Annotated in this window: 13 protein-coding genes and 1 tRNA gene; 3 read left to right on the top strand and 11 right to left on the bottom strand. The window is 69.8% G+C overall.

Annotated features, from left to right (window positions below; translation table 11 throughout):
• Positions 1 to 84 precede the first annotated feature (84 nt).
• Both ACK8N7_RS18275 and ACK8N7_RS18270 read left to right on the top strand, forming a co-directional pair.
• Positions 85 to 633, top strand: a complete 549-nt coding sequence (locus ACK8N7_RS18275) for a helix-turn-helix domain-containing protein (protein ID WP_015609814.1) — start codon at positions 85 to 87, stop codon at positions 631 to 633.
• A gap of 121 nt (positions 634 to 754) precedes the next feature.
• Positions 755 to 2134, top strand: a complete 1380-nt coding sequence (locus tag ACK8N7_RS18270; RefSeq protein ID WP_403213641.1) for a serine/threonine-protein kinase — start codon at positions 755 to 757, stop codon at positions 2132 to 2134.
• Positions 2135 to 2149: 15 nt separating this feature from the next.
• On the opposite strand, the gene ACK8N7_RS18265 is transcribed toward ACK8N7_RS18270, so the two are convergent.
• Both ACK8N7_RS18265 and ACK8N7_RS18260 read right to left on the bottom strand, forming a co-directional pair.
• Positions 2150 to 3466, bottom strand: coding sequence for a hypothetical protein (locus ACK8N7_RS18265; RefSeq protein WP_500445779.1), 1317 nt, complete (start codon positions 3464 to 3466; stop codon positions 2150 to 2152).
• Positions 3467 to 3850: 384 nt separating this feature from the next.
• Positions 3851 to 3985, bottom strand: a complete 135-nt coding sequence (locus tag ACK8N7_RS18260) for a DLW-39 family protein (protein ID WP_003958712.1) — start codon at positions 3983 to 3985, stop codon at positions 3851 to 3853.
• Positions 3986 to 4275: 290 nt separating this feature from the next.
• On the opposite strand from ACK8N7_RS18260, the gene ACK8N7_RS18255 reads away from it, so the two are divergent.
• The gene (locus tag ACK8N7_RS18255; protein WP_500443240.1) at positions 4276 to 4638 is read left to right on the top strand and encodes a DUF6344 domain-containing protein; all 363 of its coding nucleotides are present in this window, start codon (positions 4276 to 4278) and stop codon (positions 4636 to 4638) included.
• 114 nt (positions 4639 to 4752) lie between these two features.
• Here the strand turns inward: ACK8N7_RS18255 and ACK8N7_RS18250 are convergent, their stop codons facing one another.
• The 9 genes from ACK8N7_RS18250 to dnaN all read right to left on the bottom strand — a co-directional run bounded on the left by ACK8N7_RS18250 (position 4753) and on the right by dnaN (position 16363).
• Entirely contained in the window at positions 4753 to 6183 is a 1431-nt protein-coding gene (locus ACK8N7_RS18250) for a PA14 domain-containing protein (RefSeq protein ID WP_500443238.1), read from the bottom strand.
• Positions 6184 to 6332: 149 nt separating this feature from the next.
• Positions 6333 to 6406, bottom strand: a tRNA-Ile gene (locus ACK8N7_RS18245).
• 71 nt (positions 6407 to 6477) lie between these two features.
• Positions 6478 to 7074, bottom strand: coding sequence for a DUF3566 domain-containing protein (locus ACK8N7_RS18240; RefSeq protein WP_015609833.1), 597 nt, complete (start codon positions 7072 to 7074; stop codon positions 6478 to 6480).
• 93 nt (positions 7075 to 7167) lie between these two features.
• Positions 7168 to 9807 carry a DNA gyrase subunit A gene (gyrA, locus tag ACK8N7_RS18235; RefSeq protein WP_500443235.1) on the bottom strand — a complete coding sequence of 880 codons (2640 nt, stop codon included), beginning with the start codon at positions 9805 to 9807 and terminating at the stop codon, positions 7168 to 7170.
• Positions 9808 to 9854: 47 nt separating this feature from the next.
• Positions 9855 to 11924, bottom strand: a complete 2070-nt coding sequence (gene gyrB / locus ACK8N7_RS18230) for a DNA topoisomerase (ATP-hydrolyzing) subunit B (protein ID WP_403213647.1) — start codon at positions 11922 to 11924, stop codon at positions 9855 to 9857.
• 419 nt (positions 11925 to 12343) lie between these two features.
• Positions 12344 to 12985, bottom strand: coding sequence for a DciA family protein (locus ACK8N7_RS18225; RefSeq protein WP_403213649.1), 642 nt, complete (start codon positions 12983 to 12985; stop codon positions 12344 to 12346).
• Positions 12982 to 14112, bottom strand: coding sequence for a DNA replication/repair protein RecF (gene recF, locus ACK8N7_RS18220; RefSeq protein WP_500443233.1), 1131 nt, complete (start codon positions 14110 to 14112; stop codon positions 12982 to 12984). Before recF ends, ACK8N7_RS18225 begins: the two co-directional genes overlap by 4 nt.
• Positions 14113 to 14177: 65 nt before the next feature.
• Positions 14178 to 15062, bottom strand: a complete 885-nt coding sequence (gnd, locus tag ACK8N7_RS18215; protein WP_031122534.1) for a phosphogluconate dehydrogenase (NAD(+)-dependent, decarboxylating) — start codon at positions 15060 to 15062, stop codon at positions 14178 to 14180.
• Between the two features lie 170 nt (positions 15063 to 15232).
• On the bottom strand, positions 15233 to 16363 hold the full coding sequence (gene dnaN, locus ACK8N7_RS18210) for a DNA polymerase III subunit beta (RefSeq protein ID WP_015609839.1): 1131 nt from the start codon (positions 16361 to 16363) through the stop codon (positions 15233 to 15235).
• Between the last annotated feature and the right edge of the window lie 624 nt (positions 16364 to 16987).

The following is a 16987-nucleotide window of genomic DNA, read 5'->3' as shown; positions in this document are numbered from 1 at the left end:
ATAGGGACTCCCGGTGGGCGACCACTCTCCGTAAGATGCTCGACGAGGTTCGCAGCAGCGAAGCCGCAGCGAAGGGGAGACGCCATGGACGCAGCGCAGCAAGAGGCGACGGCAAGAGCCAGAGAGCTTCAGCGCAGTTGGTACGGGGAGCCGTTGGGAGCGCTCTTCCGCCGGCTGATCGATGATCTCGGCCTGAATCAGGCCCGGCTCGCCGCGGTTCTCGGGCTGTCCGCCCCCATGCTCTCCCAGCTGATGAGCGGCCAGCGGGCCAAGATCGGGAACCCCGCGGTCGTCCAGCGCGTACAGGCGCTTCAGGAGCTGTCGAGCCAGGTCGCGGACGGCAGCGTCAGCGCGGGCGAGGCCACCGACCGGATGGAAGAGATCAAGAAGTCGCAGGGCGGGTCCGTGCTGACCGGCACCGGCCAGACCACCTCGACCGGCGGCGCCCCCACTGTCCGCCGCGTGGTGCGCGAGATCCAGTCCCTGCTGAGGTCGGTCGCGGCGGCCGGCGACATCATCGATGCCGCCGACGCCCTCGCCCCGACCCACCCGGAGCTGGCAGAGTTCCTCCGGGTGTACGGAGCTGGCCGCACCGCGGACGCGGTCGCGCACTACGAGGGACACCAGAGCTAGCGGATCGGGATCACGACGGTACGGCCTTACGACGACGGAACCAGGGCCTCGCACACAGCCGGGGCCCCTGGTCCCCGCAGGAGCCGCGGCAACAACGGGAACGGGGAGCGGGCGCAGCGCAATGGGTGAGGTTTTCGCTGGTCGGTACGAGCTGATCGATCCGATCGGACGGGGTGGGGTCGGCGCCGTCTGGCGGGCCTGGGACCACCGGCGCCGCAGGTACGTGGCGGCCAAGGTGCTCCAGCAGAGCGACGCGCACACGCTGCTGCGTTTCGTCCGCGAGCAGGCGCTGCGCATCGAGCACCCGCATGTCCTGGCCCCGGCCAGCTGGGCCGCCGACGACGACAAGGTCCTGTTCACCATGGAGCTGGTGAGCGGCGGTTCGCTCGCCCATGTCATAGGCGACTACGGCCCGTTGCCGCCGCGCTTCGTCTGCCTCCTGCTCGACCAGCTGCTCTCCGGCCTATCCACGGTGCACGCCGAAGGGGTGGTCCACCGCGACATCAAGCCGGCCAACATCCTGATGCAGGCGACCGGAACGGGCCGCCCCCATCTGCGCCTCTCCGACTTCGGCATCTCGATGCGCAAGGGCGAGCCCCGGCTGACCGAGACCAACTACGTGGTGGGCACGCCGGGTTACTTCGCCCCCGAGCAGATGATGGGCGCCGAGCCCGACTTCCCCGCGGACCTCTTCGCGGTCGGCCTGGTCGCCCTCTACCTCCTCCAGGGCCAGAAGCCCGACTCCCAGGCGCTGGTGCAGCACTTCGCCGCCCATGGCACCCCGGGCGCCCCCGAGGGCATCCCGGAGCCGCTCTGGCAGGTTCTCGCCGGGCTGCTGCAGCCCGACCCGCAGGCCCGGTTCCGTACGGCGACGGGGGCGCGCAAGGCGCTGACCGCGGCGGTCGAGATGCTGCCCGAGCCCGGACCGGACGAGGAGCCGGTGGAGGTGTTCGACCAAATCGGGCCGCTGCCCCCGGGGTTCGGCCCGGACGGCCCCGTAACGACCCCTCAGACACCCCAGGCGGCCCAGCCGCCCGCCCAGGAGTCGTCCGTACCGCCACCGCCCCCCGTCTCCATGTCGGAGACCGGCAGTTTCCACCTGGCACCCCCGCCCCAGCAGCAACATCAGCCCCACCCGCAGGCCCAGTTCCACCAGCCCACGCCACCCCCGGCCCCGCTGCCCGCCCAGCCCGCAGCCCCCTCCCCGTACGCCGTCGGCGCCCCCGACCCCTCCCAGGCACCGACTTCCGGCGTACCGCACGACGCTTCGGCCACCCGCCCCTACACCGCCCAGCAGCAGCACCAGCCGCCTCACCAACAGCACCAGCAACTCCAGCCCGTCGCAGCCCACGCCGCCCACATGCCGGCGCATGGCAACGCCACCGTGCCCACCCCCGTACGGCAGACGCGGCCGGGACCGCCCCCGAAGGTGGCGGTCCCGGTGCTGGTGGTGGCGCTGATCTGCTTCGCGGTCGGTATCTGGGCGCTGACCCAGATGTGACGGGCGGCGGGGCCGTCACCAGCCCTGCTGCGGCGGCCCCCCGAGCGGCGGCTGGTGGTGGGCCTGACCGGGACCGCCCGCGGCGGCCGCGCGGCGGCGGGCCAGCAGCGTCCAGGCGCCGAGGCCGAGCACCAGCACGGCGCCCGCCCCGAACGCGCCCGCCGCGACCACCTGCATGGTCGCGCTCTTCGCGGCCTTCGGAGCGCTGTCGCCGCTCTCGGCCAGCTCCTTGTCCTTGTCGGTGACGGCGAAGATCCCGGGGTCGCCCTCGTACGGCGACGCACCGGCCTTGTTCTTCACCTGGACCGACATCGTCAGCACGATCGGGTCCTTGCCGTAGCTCTCGGCGACCTTCGGGCTGAGCGTCACCGACAGGTAGTACCACCCGGCGAAGCGCAGGGTGTTGACCTGGGAGCTGTAGTCGTACCGGTTGCGGTACGCCACCGGCGGCAGCGGCTTCAGCGCCGTACTCGCGGACTTTCCGGAGTACGAGAGGGACGTGTCCGCGATGTGCCCCTGGGCGGGGTTGTCCAGCGACAGGGTGAGCGCGTTGCCGATGAACTCGGTGGTGTCGCCGATGGTGTTGCTGAGCACGGCGGAGGCGTAGATCTGCTGGCCCCAGTCGACCGGAACCCGGTAGAAGCGGGTCTGCCCCGGGGCGATGGCGTCGATCCACTCGCCGGTCTCCAGGCTGGTGGCGTCGTAGTAACTGCTGCCGCCCGTACGCTTCTCCGGCTCGGCCGTGGGCGGGGCGGGCGTGCTGGAGGGCCAGTCCTTCGGCGCGGTGGTCTCCGTGGGCCCGCCGGCCTTGAGCCCGGGCTCCTGCTCGAAGCGGAGCTCCAGGTCCCAGGCCTCGGGACTCGAGGTGTCCTTGCTCTCGCGCTCGACCAGGACGTCGTACTTCCCGGCCCCCTGGCAGGTGGTGCTCGCGCCCCTGCCGATGGTCCGGTGGGCGTACGCCGCGATCGGCCGGGGGGTCTCGCCCGAGCCGAAGGTGGTCCGGTTCGAGCTGCACTGGGAGTCGTTGAGGTCCCGGATGCTGACGGTGATGCCGTCCCCGTACGCCACCGAGCCCTCGCTCTTGGGCACCGCGACCGCCGAGACATAGGCGTCGGTGGCGCTGTCGAGGTCCACCCGGTAGTAGAGCTTCTCGCCCGCCTTGATGGAGCTGCGGTACACCGCCCCCGCCGCCAGGACGGACGCCTCGGCGTTGCGCTCCGCGCCCTGCACCTTCTTCGCGTCGGGGGCGAAGGCGTACGCCGGCGGGCCGGCCGCGTGCGCCGGCACCGCCGGCGCCACCACCGCGCACATCGCGGCGAGTGCCGCCGCCATCGCCCGGCCCCTGTTGCGCTGCCTCTTCACGCGCTTCCCCTCGTCGTCCGCATGACCGCCCCGCGACGGCTGCGTACGAAGGGGAGCCCCCGGCCACGATGACCGGGGCCGCCCGCTCCGGCAGCGACCGCAATGCCGGTCCATCCTGCCCCGCCCCTGCCGCTGCTGTCTCCGGCCGCAGCCGGATTACCCTTCTTGTCCGCGTTCCTGCCCTCGCTGCCGCCCCCGACCCAAGCCCATTTGCTTCAGCAAGCTACTAATTTGCTGAGGTGAACTCAAGGGCGAGACGTCACGGTCCCGCAACAGCACGACGGATCCGGGGCCCCGGACAGCACGAAGCCCCGGCCGCTCGGCGGCCGGGGCTTCGTAACAGACTGTGCCGTCTCACACACCCGAACCTGCGGGCACGGAGTCGGTCGCCTCCGTCCACAGGTCCTGCTCGGCGCGATCCGCCTGGATCTGGCGGTACACGAGGAGCCCGCCGATGGCAGCCAGTGCGACCAGGAGAAGCTTCTTCACCGCGCGACCTCGTCTTTCCTTGGAATAGGGGCCTTCAGCCGCCGACTATACACACCGGCCGATACCGATCGGTGACCTGCCTGGAACACAAAAGCGGCCCGCCACCGGCACCCCGACGGGCCCGCGCCGACCCCCGCGACGCGTTCCGGACGGCCCGTCAGGCCCGGTTGCACCATACGAGTGGTGTTAATCCGAAGATCGGCGCAGCGCGGGCGTCGCTCCCCGAAAACGCGGCCCGGATCCACATGATCGGAGAAGCCAGCAACCGGACCACCCGAAAGCGAGGGGCCATGAGAACCTTCAAGCCCAAGAGCATCTGGACCGCCTTCATCACCGCCTTCTTCGCCCTGCTGGCGTCGCTGGGCCTCGCCACCGCCACGGCGAGCGCCACGAACGCCACGAACGCCACGCAGCCGAGCGCCACGACCCAGGAGCACACGGGTGCCACCGCGGCAACTCCACTCGCCCCCTCGGTCCGATGGACCCTCCCGCGTGACCGGGCCCTGCCGCCCACGATGAAGCAGCGCATCCGGGCCGAGGCCCACGGCTCCTCCCCGGCCACCCGCCACCTGTCGGCCGACCCGACGACCGCCCGCACCTCCGGCCCCCACCACACGGCCCCGGAAGGCGACTCCCCGGCACCGCCCCCCTGACCCCGGCGCCACCGCACTCCGGGGCCCCTGGTCGGTACACACCGACCGGGGGCCCTTCCCGTGCGTCCGGGGCCCTTCCGTACGGCGCGGGAGACCGCCATGGAGGTCCGGCCGTCAGCCCTCCGGCAGGGTCATGGCGACCACATCGCTGTACGGGGAGTGGTTCCCGGCCGTGTCGTACGTACGGGCCCGGTACTCGAAGGTGCGCCCGTCGGCCGGCAACGGGTCGCAGACCGTGGCAGTGGCGTAGGTGCCGCGCGGGTCGTACCCCTTGCGCAGGATGACCGACCAGGCTTCAGTGCCCACCTCACGCCGCTCGATCGCGAAGCCGTTGAAGTCGCGGAGCTGTCCCGGCGTGTAGTCGGTGGCGGTCGCCTGGACGCCGGTCGCGCACGATCCCAGCGCCAGGTCGGGGGCGTAAGCGGGGGCGATGCCGTCGGGCACTTCGAGCCAGACCTCGTTGTCGGCACCGGCCAAGAGCCCGTGCCAGCTGTAGGTGGTCGTGCCGCCGTCGTTGGTGACGAGGACCCGATAGTGGCGCCACTCCCCGTCGGAGGTGACGGGGCCGGTGGTCCAGGTGTTGCCCTTGGTGGTGCCGAGCGGCACCCAGACGTAGGAGCCGTTGACCATGTCGTTGCTCAGGACCGTGTAGTGGTCGAAGTGCGGCTCGGTGTTGAGCGGCCACTTCAGCGTGACCTTGCCGGTCCTGCTGTCGTAGGCGCCGGTCAGGGAGGCGACGACCGGCAGGGGACGGACGATGGCGTCCGCACTGCCCGTCGACACGTTGCCCGCCCGGTCCGCGGCGCGGACCTCGTAGAGGTACGCCGTGCGGTCGTCGGAGTTCACCAGGGGATCGGTGTGGCTGCGGGCGGTGGTCGTGGCGACCTTCGTCCAGCCACCGGAGTCGACGGGCCGCCGGTAGAGGGAGTAGTTGCGCAGGTCCATCTCCTTGTTGGCGGCCCAGGAGACGGTCGTCTTGCGGTTCTTGACGTTGTAGGCGGTCTTCACCCCGGTGGGGGCGAGCGGCTTCCTCTTGTCGTACGTGGCGGAGGTCCGGGGCTTATAGGTGTACGCGACCTTCGCGGCGCCGGACCAGTTCACGTGATCGACGCGGAGGGTGTGCTTGCCGGACGGGATGGTGACGTGGACGCTCTTGGTACGGGCGGAGTTGCCGGTGTTCTTCCACAGGTCGATCTTGCGGACCCCGTCCAGGTAGACGCGGACGCCGTCGGTGGCCGAGGCGGAGAAGGTGAAGGGCCCGCCGGAGCCGAAGTCACGGGTCACCGACCAGCGGACACCGAACTTGTCCGACGGCAGGCCGGCGGCCGGGCGGCCGGACCAGCTCTGGCTGATCGCGCTGTCGCAGTCGGTCCTCACCGGTTTGCCGGAGAACGAGGTGCTCTTGTAGAACGTCCGCTTGTAGACGTTGGCCGAGCAAGCGGGGCCGGCGGCTGTCGCCTCCGGGACCGCGACCAGCAGGCTGCCCAGGACGACGGCGGACATGACGCCACCGGCCCGGGTGACGGCGAGACTCTTCGGGTGCACGGGGACCTTTCACGCTGTGCGAAGGGGTACAGCGCGAAGACTCGTGAAGCGGCGGGAAGGTTGCACGGCTGGACGGGCACGAGCAGTACATGCAGAAGGCCGGTAGATCCTGGGATCTACCGGCCTTCTGACCTGGCGTTACGCCGCTGTGGGGCTAACAGGATTTGAACCTGTGGCCTCATCCTTATCAGGGATGCGCTCTAACCAACTGAGCTATAGCCCCGCCGCGCTCTCGCGCTGACTTCTGAAGATTAGCGCACGTCGGGGCCAGTCCCAAAATCGATACTCGGCGCGCTACTCGTCCTCGGCCAGCGTGAGCTCGACGCCGCCCACGAAGCCCGCCGACAGGTTGTAGATGAAGGCGCCCAGCGTCGCCAGCGCGGTCGCCAGCACCACGTCGATCACGGCGATGACCGAGGTGAAGATGAGCACGCGCGGCAGCGAGAGGAACGACTGCAGATCGAAGCCGTTGCTCTCGTTCGAGCCGGTGGCCTCGCTGATCGTGCCGCCCACGGTGGAGAAGACGCCCATCGCGTCCATCACCATCCACAGGACCGCCGCCGCCACCACCGTGCAGATGCCCAGGGCGATCGACAGCAGGAAGCTGACCTTCATCACCGACCACGGGTCGGCCTTGGCCACCCGCAGACGGGCCTTGCGGGTACGCGGAGTGGTCCGCGCCCCCGTACGCGGCTTGCGCGTCGCCTGGGCGCCGCCCACGCCCTGCGCGCCGCCGAGCGTGCCGCCGCCCTGGGTGCCACCCGCCGGCGACGGGTACGCCTGAGGCGGGTGGTACGGCCCCGACGGCCCCGGTGCGGGCTCACGCTCGCCGGGCAGCGGCCCGGTCGCGTAACCCTCGTACTGGGGCTGAGGCCCTCGTGTGTCCGTCACAGTGCCCCCTTGGGAGTCCGTGGCAGGGCCACGGGCACCGTTCGCCCCTGCTCCGGAAGCGGCCGAACCGGCGCCCGTGGCTCCACTCACGCTCTACTCCTCGTGCTCCCCGGTCGAAGGCTCCGTGCCCTCGACAGTGCCCTCTACCACGCTCTCGGCGTGGACCTCGGCCGTCTCGCCATCAGCATCATCGGCCCCATCGACCTCTTCCGCCTCACGACCGGCCTCGGCATTGCGCGCGATGCCGACGACGGCATCCCGCTTGCCCAGATTGATCAGTTGGACGCCCATGGTGTCACGGCCCGTCTCCCTGACTTCATTGACTCGCGTACGAATCACACCACCGCCGAGCGTGATGGCGAGGATCTCGTCCGTCTCCTCGACCACCAGCGCACCGACGAGCGAGCCCCGGTCCTCCACGATCTTGGCAGCCTTGATGCCGAGGCCGCCACGACCCTGGACGCGGTACTCGTCGACGGGGGTGCGCTTGGCGTACCCGCCGTCGGTTGCGGTGAACACGAACGTACCGGGCCGGACGACATTCATCGAGAGCAGTTCGTCTCCCTCACGGAAACTCATGCCCTTCACACCCGACGTGGCACGGCCCATCGGGCGCAGCGCGTCGTCCGTCGCGGTGAACCTGATCGACTGCGCCTTCCTGCTGATGAGCAGCAGGTCGTCCTCGGCCGACACCAGCTCGGCACCGATCAGCTCGTCGTCGCCGCCGTCCGGCATCTCGCGCAGGTTGATCGCGATGACACCACCCGAGCGGGGCGAGTCGTAGTCCTTGAGCGCGGTCTTCTTCACGAGACCGCCCTTCGTGGCCAGGATCAGGTACGGCACGGCCTCGTAGTCGCGGATCGCCAGGATCTGGGCGATCTTCTCGTCCGGCTGGAAGGCCAGCAGGTTGGCGACGTGCTGACCGCGCGCGTCCCGGCCGGCGTCCGGGAGCTCGTACGCCTTCGCCCGGTAGACGCGGCCCTTGTTCGTGAAGAACAGCAGCCAGTGGTGCGTCGTCGATACGAAGAAGTGGTCGACGATGTCGTCTTCCCTGAGCTTCGTCCCGCGTACGCCCTTGCCGCCGCGCTTCTGCGAGCGGTAGTCGTCCGTCTTCGTGCGCTTCACATAGCCGCTGCGGGAGATCGTGACGACGATGTCCTCCTCGGCGATCAGGTCCTCGATGGACATGTCACCGTCGAAGGGCACCAGCTTGGAGCGCCGGTCGTCGCCGAACTTCTCGACGATCGCCGCCAGCTCCTCGCTGACGATCTGGCGCTGCCGCTCGGGCGAGGCCAGGATCGCCTTGTACTCGTTGATCTTCGCCTGGAGCTCGTCGTGCTCGGCGGTGATCTTCTGGTGCTCCAGCGCGGCCAGCCGGCGCAGCTGCATCTCCAGGATCGCGTTCGCCTGGATCTCGTCGATCTCCAGCAGGCCCATCAGGCCCTCACGCGCGATCTCCACGGTGTTGGAGCGCCGGATGAGGGCGATGACCTCGTCGATGGCGTCCAGGGCCTTCAGGAGGCCGCGCAGGATGTGCGCCCGCTCCTCGGCCTTGCGCAGCCGGAACCTCGTGCGCCGGACGATGACCTCGATCTGGTGCGTCACCCAGTGGCGGATGAACGCGTCGATCGACAGCGTGCGCGGCACCCCGTCGACGAGCGCCAGCATGTTGGCGCCGAAGTTCGACTGGAGGTCGGTGTGCTTGTACAGGTTGTTCAGGACGACCTTGGCGACCGCGTCGCGCTTGAGCACGACGACCAGGCGCTGACCCGTACGCGAGGAGGTCTCGTCCCGGACGTCCGCGATCCCGCCGACCTTGCCGTCCTTGACCAGGTCGGCGATCTTCTGCGCGAGGTTGTCGGGGTTGGTCTGGTACGGAAGCTCCGTGACGACCAGGCACTGGCGGCCCTGGATCTCCTCGACCGCGACGACCGCGCGCATCGTGATGGAGCCACGGCCGGTGCGGTACGCCTCCTCGATGCCCTTGCGGCCCACGACCAGCGCGCCGGTCGGGAAGTCGGGGCCCTTGATGCGCTCGATCAGCGCGTCCAGCAGCTCCTCGTGCGAGGCCTCGGGGTGCTCCAGATACCACTGGGCACCGGCGGCGACCTCGCGCAGGTTGTGCGGCGGGATGTTGGTCGCCATGCCGACCGCGATCCCCGCGGAGCCGTTGACCAGCAGGTTCGGGAAGCGCGCCGGCAGGACCGTCGGCTCCTGGTTGCGGCCGTCGTAGTTGTCCTGGAAGTTGACGGTCTCCTCGTCGATGTCCCGGACCATCTCCATGGACAGCGGGATCATCTTGCACTCGGTGTACCGCATGGCGGCGGCCGGGTCGTTGCCCGGGGAACCGAAGTTGCCGTTGGAGTCCACCAGCGGCATGCGCATCGACCAGTGCTGCGCGAGGCGCACCAGGGCGTCGTAGATGGAGGAGTCGCCGTGCGGGTGGTACGTACCCATGACGTCACCGACGACGCGGGCGCACTTGTAGAACCCCTTCTCGGGGCGGTAGCCGCCGTCGTACATCGCGTACAGCACCCGGCGGTGGACGGGCTTGAGACCGTCCCGTACGTCGGGCAGCGCACGCGAGACGATGACGGACATCGCGTAGTCGAGGTAGGAGCGCTGCATCTCCGTCTCGAGCCCGACGGGCTCGACACGCATGCCCACACCGGGGACGGTGACTTCCTCGGGCGTCGCGGGTTCGGGTGTCACAGGGGTGTTCTCGTCGGCCATTGCTGGTCAAAGTCCTTTCGAGCTGCGGCGTCGCTGGTAGGGCCGACTCAGATGTCGAGGAAGCGGACGTCCTTGGCATTGCGCTGGATGAACGAGCGCCGCGCCTCGACGTCCTCACCCATGAGCACCGAGAACAGGTCGTCGGCCTGCGCCGCGTCGTCCAGCGTGACCTGGCCGAGGACCCGGTGGTCGATGTCCATCGTGGTGATCCGGAGCTCCTCGGCGTTCATCTCGCCGAGGCCCTTGAAGCGCTGGATCGAGTCTTCCCTGATCCGCTTGCCGTTCTGCTTGCCGAGCGCCACGAGCGCGTCGCGCTCCCGGTCCGAGTACGCGTACTCGAAGTCGTCCCGGCCCCACTTGATCTTGTAGAGCGGCGGGCGCGAGAGGTAGACGTTGCCCTGCTCCACCAGCGGCCGCATGAAGCGGAAGAGGAAGGTGAGCAGCAGGGTGTTGATGTGCTGGCCGTCGACGTCGGCGTCCGCCATCAGAATGATCTTGTGATAGCGGAGCTTCTCGATGTCGAAGTCCTCGTGGACCCCGGTGCCGAAGGCCGAGATCAGCGCCTGGACCTCGGTGTTCTGCAGGATCTTGTCGATCCGGGCCTTCTCGACGTTCAGGATCTTGCCGCGGATGGGCAGGATCGCCTGGTACATCGGGTTGCGGCCGGACTTGGCCGAACCACCGGCGGAGTCACCCTCGACGATGAAGATCTCGCACTTGGTGGGGTCGTTCGACTGGCAGTCGCTGAGCTTGCCGGGCAGCGAGGCGCTCTCCAGGAGCCCCTTGCGCCGCGTCAGGTCGCGCGCCTTGCGGGCCGCCACACGGGCGGTCGAGGCGGCGATGCCCTTGCGGATGATGTCGGCGGCCTCGTTCGGGTTCCGGTCGAACCAGTCCGTCAGCTGCTCGTGGACTACCTTCTGCACGAAGGTCTTGGCCTCCGTGTTGCCCAGCTTGGTCTTCGTCTGGCCCTCGAACTGCGGCTCGCCCAGCTTCACCGAGATGATCGCGGTGAGGCCCTCGCGTACGTCCTCGCCGGTGAGGTTGTCGTCCTTCTCGCGCAGCAGCTTCTTGTCGCGCGCGTACCGGTTGACCAGGGAGGTCAGCGCCGCACGGAAGCCCTCCTCGTGCGTGCCGCCCTCATGCGTGTGGATCGCGTTGGCGAAGGAGTAGACCCCTTCGGTGTACTGCGTGTTCCACTGCATGGCGATCTCGGCCGAGAGGAGACGGTCCTTGTCCTCGGCCTCGATGTCGATCACCGACTGGTGGATGACGTCGCCCTTGCGGGAGTTGAGGTACTTGACGAAGTCGACGATGCCGTTCTCGTAGTGGTACGTGACCGACCGGGTCGTCTCCTCCTCGGGAACCTCGACTGCCTCCGCGCTGTCCGCGCCCGCCGTGGCCTTCGCCGACTCGCGCTCGTCGGTCAGCTTGAGGGTGAGGCCCTTGTTGAGGAACGCCATCTCCTGGAAGCGGCGCGAGAGGGTCTCGAAGCTGTACTCGGTGGTCTCGAAGATGTCCCCGTCGGCCCAGAAGGTGACCGACGTGCCGGTCTCCTCGGTGGCCTCGTGCTGGGCCAGCGGGGCGGTCGGGACACCGAGCTTGTAGTCCTGGGTCCAGCGGTAGCCGTCCGTCCTGACCTCGACGGCGACCCGGGTGGACAGGGCGTTGACGACGGAGACGCCGACGCCGTGCAGACCGCCGGAGACGGCGTAACCGCCGCCGCCGAACTTTCCGCCCGCGTGCAGGACGGTCAGCACGACCTCGACGGCCGGCTTGCCCTCGGACGGCACGATGCCGACCGGGATGCCACGGCCGTTGTCGATCACGCGCACCCCGCCGTCGGCGAGGATCGTGACGTCGATGCTGTCCGCGTGGCCCGCCATCGCCTCGTCGACCGAGTTGTCGACGACCTCCTGCACGAGGTGGTGCAGACCGCGCTCACCGGTCGAGCCGATGTACATACCGGGTCGCTTGCGGACCGCGTCCAGCCCTTCCAGCACGGTGATCGCGCTGGCGTCGTACGAGGCGGTGACCTCGCCGTGCCCACCGGCTGTGGACGGGATGTTCTCGTTGGGGTTGCCGGAATCGGCCACGAAGCGCCCTTTCTGGCACAGCACAGGCCGTCTTCCGGAAAGGCGGGAGCGGCTGCGTCGTTCGGCTTGTATCGACGACTCCCGCCTCAGTAGCGGGATTACTCACCAGTCTACCGGTAGCACTGACATGAATGGGGGTTTGCCGGTACCTGAGTACGCATGTGCCGCCCTGAATCGGCGGTTGACGACTCCCCATATTCAGGGAGGGGCCCCAAGGGGCCCTGACGGGCATTGAGCGCTTCGGCCTGTCAACCTCCCGCTACGGTGAGGGACGCTCCGGCCGCACCCCCCGGTTTCCGCCGGTACGAACCCCGGCGAACCGGGAGCTCCGAACCCCCCGGCGCAGCCCCCACGGGCATCAGGGACACGACAATTTTCAGCCAAAAGCGCAGCTCAGGGACGAGAAGCGGCTGACCGATCACCGGCCGGGAAACAGCAGGGCCTCAGCCGTAGGTGTCGCCGGGCCCCTTGCTGCCGGGTGCCCGCAGCGGTCCGAACCGGCGCTCCGGGCCCCCCGGACCGACCACCTTGATCATCCGTACGGTGCCCTGACCCAGATCCGCGTTGAGCCGGGCCACCAGCTGGGGGGCCAGCAGCCGCAGCTGCGTCGCCCACGCCGTGGAGTCGCAGCTCACAGTGAGCACCCGCGCGGCCGGGTCCTCGTCGTAGCGCAGCGGCACACAGTGGTTGGCCAGATCGTCCCCCACGATCTGCGGCCACCGCCCCATCACACCGCCCACCGCGGCCGGGGTCTCCCAGCCGCGCTCGGTGATCAGCCGGTTGATCGCGGAGCCCAGCGGCTGCGGATCACGGCCGTCCGAACGGGCCCCGGAGCGCAGCCCGCCGCCCCGCCTCGCCTGCTTCTTCTGCTGGGCCGCCGCACCCCGCGCCCGCGCCTGCTCCTTCGCGGCCCGCAGCGCGACCCGGGCGAGATCGACCCCGGCCACCTCGGGCGGCTTCGAGGTCCCGGCAGCCGCCGGTGTAACGCCCGCCTCGGCGCCCCCGGCACCGGCCGCAGGCCCCGTACCGCCGGACGTTCCCTCCGCGGGGGAGGCGCCCCCCGGCTTCCTGCTCCGGCCGGTCATACCCGCTCCACCTCGCCCGCCGAGACCGTGTACCGCGCCCCCGCCAGCACGCCCGGGACGTCCTCCGCCACCGCGGCCGTCACCAGCACCTGCTCGCCCGGGGCCACCAGCTCCGCCAGCCGCTCCCGGCGACGGGCGTCCAGCTCGGCGAAGACGTCGTCCAGGACCAGCACCGGCTCGTTGCCCTCGGCGCGCAGCAGCTCGTAACTGGCCAGCCGCATCGCCAGCGCGTAACTCCAGGACTCCCCGTGGCTCGCGTACCCCTTCGCGGGCATGGACCGCAGGCCGAGCACCAGGTCGTCCCGGTGCGGGCCCACCAGCGTCACCCCGCGCTCGATCTCCTGCTTTCGGACCCCGACGAGCGCCGCGGTCAACTGCTCGTACAGCTCCTCGCGGGTCCGCCCGGGATCGATGTCCTCGCCGACCGAGCTGCGGTACTCCAGCGTCACGGGGCCGCCGCCCGGCGCCACGTCCCCGTACGCCTTGTCGGCCAGCGGCTGGAGCGTGGCGATCAGGTCCAGGCGCTGCGCGAGCAGCTCGGCACCGACCCGGCCCAGGTGCTCGTCCCAGACGTCGAGGGTGGACAGGTCCAGGGACCGGCCGCCGTGCCGGCGGGCCATGGCGGCGGACTTCAGCAGGGTGTTGCGCTGCTTGAGCACCCGCTCGTAGTCGGAGCGGACCCCGGCCATCCGGGGCGAACGCGCGGTGATCAGCTCGTCCAGGAACCGCCGCCGCTCACCGGGGTCGCCCTTGACCAGCGCCAGGTCCTCCGGCGCGAACAGCACGGTGCGTACGATCCCGAGCACGTCACGCGGTCTGACCTGCGAGGACCGGTTGATACGGGCCCGGTTGGCGCGGCCGGGGTTGAGCTCCAGCTCGATCAGCTGCGAGCGCTCGCCCTGGGTCACCGCCGCCCGGATCACGGCCCGCTCGGCGCCCATCCGCACCAGGGGGGCGTCCGAGGAGACCCGGTGGCTGCCGAGGGTGGCGAGGTAGCCGACCGCCTCGACGAGATTGGTCTTGCCCTGCCCGTTGGGCCCCACGAACGCGGTGACGCCCGGGCCGAGAGGAACCTCGACCCGGGCGTACGAGCGGAAGTCGGCCAGCGAGAGATGGGTGACGTGCATGGTGGCCGACCTCTCGCGACAGTGCTTCGCAGGTGTGTGACGCCGGCGCGCGGCCGGCGTTCCGATCAGTTCTCGGTCTTGGACTCGACCGCGTGGCCGCCGAACTGGTTGCGCAGCGCGGCGATCATCTTCATCTGCGGCGAGTCGTCCTGGCGCGAGGCGAACCGCGCGAACAGGGAAGCGGTGATCGCGGGCAGCGGCACCGCGTTGTCGATCGCGGCCTCCACCGTCCAGCGGCCCTCGCCCGAGTCGGCGGCGAAGCCCCGGAGCTTCTCCAGGTGCTCGTCGTCGTCGAGCGCGTTGACCGCGAGGTCGAGCAGCCAGGAACGGATGACCGTGCCCTCCTGCCAGGAGCGGAAGACCTCACGCACGTCGGTGACGGAGTCGACCTTCTCCAGCAGCTCCCAGCCCTCGGCGTAGGCCTGCATCATGGCGTACTCGATGCCGTTGTGGACCATCTTCGCGAAGTGGCCGGCGCCGACCTTGCCCGCGTGGACGGAGCCGAAGTCGCCCTCGGGCTTGAGCGCGTCGAAGATCGGCTGGACCTTCGCCACGTTCTCCTCGGTGCCGCCGTACATCAGGGCGTAGCCGTTCTCCAGGCCCCAGACGCCGCCGGAGACTCCGCAGTCGACGAAGCCGATGTCCTTGATGCCCAGCTCGACGGCGTGCTTCTCGTCGTCGGTCCAGCGCGAGTTCCCGCCGTCGACGACGACGTCGCCGGGCGAGAGCAGGGCGGCGAGCTCGTCGATCGTGGACTGGGTCGCGGCACCGGCCGGGACCATGACCCAGACGACCCGGGGGCCCTTCAGCTTGCCCACAAGCTCTTCGAGACTGTGGACATCGGCGACATCCGGGTTGCGGTCGTAACCGATGACGGTGTGGCCTGCGCGGCGGATGCGCTCGCGCATGTTGCCGCCCATCTTGCCGAGGCCGACGAGACCGAGCTCCATCAGAGATTCCTTAAGCGTCGTGGCGATAGCGTCGGGGCGTTTTCCGCCCGGGACCGAGCCTACGCCCGGCCGGCGACAGGACGGTGGGCCCGCTCCGCGCCGAACGGGCCCACCGAAACCGCTGTGAAGGTGCCGCCCCGGCCCCTGCGGGCGGCGGGCGGTCGGCCGGATCAGCCGGAGAGGCGCACCGGCATGATCAGGTACTTGTACGCGTCGTCCGCCTCGGCGTCCACGGCCGGGCGCCCGCTGAGCAGGGCGGGCTTGGTGGACGTGGTGAAGGAGAGCTGTGCGACCGGGGAGTCGATCGCGCTCAGCCCGTCCAGCAGGAACGTCGGGTTGAAGGCGATCGAGATGTCGTCGCCCTCCAGCACCGCGTCGACGCGCTCCACAGCCTGTGCGTCGTCGCTGGAACCGGCCTCCAGGATGAGCACACCCTGCTCGAAGCTGAGCCGGACGGGGGTGTTGCGCTCGGCGACGAGGGCCACACGCTTGACAGCCTCGACAAAGGGGGCGGTCTCGATGACCGCGACCGAGTTGAACTCGGTGGGGAAGAGCGTGCGGTACTTCGGCAGGTCGCCTTCGAGCAGCCGCGTGGTCGTGGTGCGTCCCGCGCCCTCGAAACCGATCAGCCCCTCACCGGCACCGGAGCCGGAGAGCGCCAGGGTGACCGTGTCACCGCTGGTGAGCGCCTTGGCGGTGTCCAGGAGCGTCTTGGCGGGCACCAGGGCGACCGCGGAGGCCTCCGGGTCCTCCGGCTTCCAGAGGAACTCGCGGACCGCGAAGCGGTAGCGGTCGGTGGAGGCGAGGGTGACGGTGTCGCCCTCGATCTCGATGCGCACACCGGTCAGCACGGGCAGCGTGTCGTCGCGGCCCGCGGCGATGGCGACCTGGGCGGCGGCCGATGCGAAGACCTCACCGGGGACCGTGCCCGTGGCGGTCGGCATCTGCGGCAGCGCCGGGTACTCCTCCACAGGCAGTGTGTGGAGGGTGAAGCGCGAGGAGCCGCAGACCACCGTGGCCCGTACACCGTCTGTGGAGATCTCCACCGGGCGGTTGGGGAGGGCGCGGCAGATGTCGGCGAGCAGCCGGCCGGAGACGAGCACCGTGCCGTCCTCGTCGACCTCCGCGTCCACGGAGACCTTGGCCGAGACCTCGTAGTCGAAGCTGGAGAAGGAGAGGGCTCCGTCCTCGGCCTTCAGCAGAAGGCCCGCGAGAACGGGCGCCGGCGGACGGGCCGGGAGGCTGCGGGCCACCCAGGCCACCGCCTCCGCGAGTACATCGCGCTCCACCCGGATCTTCACCGGAACCGCCTCCTGCTGTTGCTCGCTCGCCCTGCTGGCCTTCGTCGTCTGGACCGGAGCTCCCTGCCGACGGCCGGGGTGGCTCCGGGGTCCAGTCTGACGCACCGCACCGACAGTCGTTGCTGCTCGGGGTCAAGTCGAGCAAAACGCTGCGAGGCGGTCGCCGGTCGAGTTGTACACAGGCCCCACTTCGAAGCGGATTCCTAGCTAACTCTGAGTGGTAGTAGTAGTAGGCCCTGTGGAAACCGTGGATAACGTCGTTTGCGCAGGTCAGCGCAGGTTTTTTGTCCACCGACCCTGTGGGTGGCACCCGTGGACAACCGGGGCTTTCTGTGGACGGGCGGAAGTTCTGCACACCCGATGCACAGGAGGGGGTCACTTCTCCCCAGGCCTGTCCCCAGCTTTACCCACGTTCCCCACAGCCCACTCGGGCAGCTTGGTGTGACGCCTTTCACTCCGGGCGGTGAGAGGGCGTGTTCTGTTGCCGAACAGTGGACAGAGGTGTGGAGAAGCCGGGCCGAGCTGGGGACAACAGCGTCCAGCTTGTGGGCCGACGGTGGACAACCTGGAGCTCCCCCTGTGGACGAGAAAACTGTCCACAGGCTGTGGATCACGGTTGACCAC

Source organism: Streptomyces griseobrunneus, from assembly GCF_046713465.1.
In the GTDB taxonomy this organism is placed as follows: Bacteria; Actinomycetota; Actinomycetes; order Streptomycetales; family Streptomycetaceae; genus Streptomyces; species Streptomyces microflavus.
Note: the sequence above shows the minus strand (reverse complement) of the source record. Positions and strands in the feature narration are given on the sequence as shown.